This is a genomic window from uncultured Gimesia sp. (assembly GCF_937910335.1).
Classification (GTDB): Bacteria; Planctomycetota; Planctomycetia; order Planctomycetales; family Planctomycetaceae; genus Gimesia.
The window spans coordinates 1-3,609 of the sequence record NZ_CALEMX010000189.1 but is presented as its reverse complement, the minus strand read 5'-3'; the positions used below and the strand labels follow the sequence as shown (position 1 = coordinate 3,609).

Sequence of the window (3,609 nt, the reverse complement as noted above, 5' to 3'; positions counted from 1 at the left end):
AATAATAAAGACTTCTTCGATTCGTCGTCAGTCCCAGGTTTTGTTCGATTTCCTAACCATACATCTTTAAGTCCAAGTCATTGGCAAGGTAGAAAATGCTGTCACGAACGACCTCTGCTTCCATACGATTGGTGGGGAACTTCCAGAGTAGAAGATTATCGCGATCTTGATCAAGGTTTTGATGCGATGGAGGGACACCACGTGAACTTCGCTGATACGCGTCGCTTAATAAAATCTGGCGATGGAGATGTTTGATACTCCATTTGTGATCCATGAATTCGGCTGCCAGCCAATTAATCAAATCGGGATGTGTTGGTGGCGCTCCACTGCGACCAAAATTATTAACCGATTTTACCAGTGGCTGGCCAAAATGTCGCAGCCAGATGTGATTTACTGCAACGCGTGCTGTCAAAGGATTCTTCCGATTTGCAATCCATCGAGCGAGTGCTGCTCGATTTCCAGTGCTTTGTTTCGGAAAAATGCGGCTAAGGCTCGCATAAACTGTGGAAGCCTGATCCCGTGGTTTACTTACTATTTTCAATGTTGCCTGTGCTTGCGAGAACTGTTTTTGTGCTGCGCCTAGTTTTTTGGTTCGTTCCTTATCGGTTTCCGGTAACCGTTTTGCCTGCTGTAAGGCAAGTTCTGCTGATTTCAGAATGGATTCACCCAGACTCAAATTTGCCTGCCACTCTACCTGTGCGGCGGCTCGTTCCTGTTCTTCAAAATTCTTGGCTTTAGTAATATAGCGTGCTGTGGCTGCATGGACACGTGCTGCATATTCCTCTTTTGCTTTACGTTTTGCCTGGAGTTTTAATTGTAATGAGTCTCGTATCAGGTTTTGGAAATCCCGATTCTCTTTTGTCTCTGTAAATTGTTTCTGCCACTTTTGCTCTTCTGCTGATAACGGTTTATTTAAAACCACCTGTGAAGTTGCTGCACCGGTACTGAATCGAGAGGCCTGCCAGTTTTCCTTTCCAGTTACATCCATTCCCTGAAGATAAACGGGAAATTCAAAATCAAATCGCAGTAGTTCCTGTTTACCATTTCGGAGGAAGACAATGTCATCAAATTCCGCAATACTATCGGAATGCGCATCCAGGAAGATTCCAGGATTCTTAGCACCGATAGGATTCCAGCCATTCAGGGCGATCGGTTTGTGGTCTACAATCACTTTTGTGTTAACGGAATCCGTAACCGTCAATTCTGCAATGTCTGTATCCGGTTTCAGGAGAATGTTGACATGGAATTCCAGGCTGTCAGATTTGGTCTGATAAGTTCCGATCTGGGTTTTGCTGACTGTTCCAGGTGCAAAAGTCATAATCTTGCCTGAATCAAAGGCAACATACAAATTGGTTCTGCCGGCAGATAAATCATTCGATAATTGAAAGTTGACTAGACTGTCTGACAGTATTTTGAGTTGAAAACGAACCAGTGTTTCAGCGGTAAAGGATTTCCAGCTGGACATTTCATGTGCCAGTGTGCGACGCCCCTTATTCGCTTTGAGCTGCAGAGCCTGTTGATTCACAGAGAGAGAGGGCTTTCCTGTTTTTGTATCAGATTTAGATTTCGGTTCGAATTTTCTATTTGCGAGCAGGCTTGCCAGTAATGATTCCTGTTGTTTAATGTTTTGCTCTAATTTGGTCTTCTGCTGTTCCCACTCTTTCAAAGCGGTTTGATAAGCCGCTTCCCGTTTTTTCGTTTCTTCTTCGATGACAAATGGTTTGAGTCCGGGATACCAGGCGGTGACTGGTAAATCAATCTTTTGAAGTGGAAGCTTGTCTCCCCCTAGAAACTGAATGGCTGAAGCTTTGACGGGTGGTTTGTCTTTAACGACATTTGACTCAAGCCCGCCGGTATAGAATTTAGTTTTGGCATCGAGGTGCCGATCATAGATGCGAACCATCCCGGTACGAACTGGGCCATTGCGCACGCTCAGTTTGTAATCGGGGAAGATTCCGGGGTCGGGTTCTCCGGGTACGCGGTCGTGTCTCAGGTCAATTGGTTCAAAGAACGAACGGAAGGAAAAATATTCTTCCTGGCCGATGGGATCATACTTATGGTCGTGACACTCACAGCAATTCATGGTCAGGCCTAAAAATGCTTTGCTGGTATGTTCGACGTTATCTTTGAGCCATGTATGATAATTCCAGCGATAGAAATTTCTAACAATAAAACCGGTGGCTACTAGATTCTCTCGATCGTTGGGTGCGATTTCATCTGCGGCAAGCATCTCCATGATCATGCGATCATAGCCTTTGTCTTCATTGATCGAACGGATGATCCAGTCGCGCCAGCGCCAGGTGAGAGAATAACTGTTTGTCATATCCTTGGCACCGCGACGGCCGTACCAGTCACTATATCTCCAGACATCCATCCAATGTCGTCCCCAGCGTTCCCCATATTGTGGACGACTAAGAAGATCTTCTATGACTCGCTGATAGGCATCAGGTTTTGAATCGTGCAGAAAAGCATGCAGTTCTTTTGGAGTGGGAGGCAGTCCAATTAGATTAATATAAACTCTTCTGAGCAGGGTGGCTTTATCTGTTTTGGGTTGGGCGATGAGTCCCGCCTGCTCCTGTCTGTGAGAGATAAAGGCATCAATGGGATTGGTGAACTTCGTTTTTACAACGGGTAGTTTGGGGCGTTGAATCGGCTGGAAGGCCCAATGGTCAGCGGGGGCTGCTTCAGGCTGATCGTCTTCTGGAAAAATCGCCCCTTGTTCTATCCAGAGTTTGATCTTTTTAACAGCGTCTGGTTTCAGTTTGCTCCCTTGTCCGGCGGGGGGCATTTCAAAATCCGCATCCTTTGTGAGTACCTGATAGAGCAGACTGGTTTTTGAATTACCCGCGATGACCGCAGGGCCAATTTCTCCTCCTTTGAGGATTAATTTTCCTGAATCCAACCGTAAAGTTGATTCCTGCTTGAGTGAGCCGTGACAGGCAAAGCAGTGTGCTTTAAGAAGTGGCTTGATTTCGGTTTTGTAATCAACAGATGTTGTCGCGGATTGCGCGAAAAGGGGCAGGTTGGCGAGCGCGAACGAAACAAGGAATGTAGTGGCAAAAAACCTCCGCATAGGACGACTCCAGATTTCTGTGCTAACAGGTTTCATAGAAAGAGTGTCTCTGGTATCTTTAGAATAAGCGGTCGTTCCTGTTGGAACAAGACGGTTTATGATAGATTCTTAAATATACTAAGAAAATAGTTTCTGCTGCCAGGCACTTCACATACAACATATATCCTATTGGGTTGAATTTGTTCCGCATTCTCATATGAAGGTTCACCATGAAAATATCATTTCATCAGAGTCGAATTCATTGTTTTGTTTTATTTCTATCTGCTTTGACAGGATGTTTGTTATTCACACATTCGACCGAAGCCGGCGAAAACACCGGAAAAAACAAAGGGGCTACAAATGCATCAACGCGTTCGATTCTATGGGTGCAGCAGGAGGGGGGCAGCAAACATGACAAAATTCGAGGCATGGCCGTTGATCGTGAAGGGAACTGTTATGTCACGGGTGAATTTACTGAGACTGCGCAATTCGCTGACAAGACGGTAACCAGCCGAGGCAGTATGGATTTTGTTCTCGCCAAGTATAACCCGCAGGGA

General features: G+C 45.6%; 2 protein-coding genes. One reads left to right on the top strand and one right to left on the bottom strand.

What is annotated here, in order from left to right; translation table 11 throughout:
* Positions 1 to 52: 52 nt before the first annotated feature.
* Complete coding sequence (locus Q0668_RS07175; RefSeq protein WP_298861976.1) at positions 53 to 3,073, bottom strand: DUF1549 domain-containing protein; 3,021 nt, start codon at positions 3,071 to 3,073, stop codon at positions 53 to 55.
* Between the two features lie 209 nt (positions 3,074 to 3,282).
* Here Q0668_RS07175 and Q0668_RS07170 point away from each other — a divergent pair.
* Positions 3,283 to 3,609 (top strand): SBBP repeat-containing protein (locus tag Q0668_RS07170; RefSeq protein ID WP_298861974.1); only part of this gene is annotated, 327 nt, incomplete at its 3' end.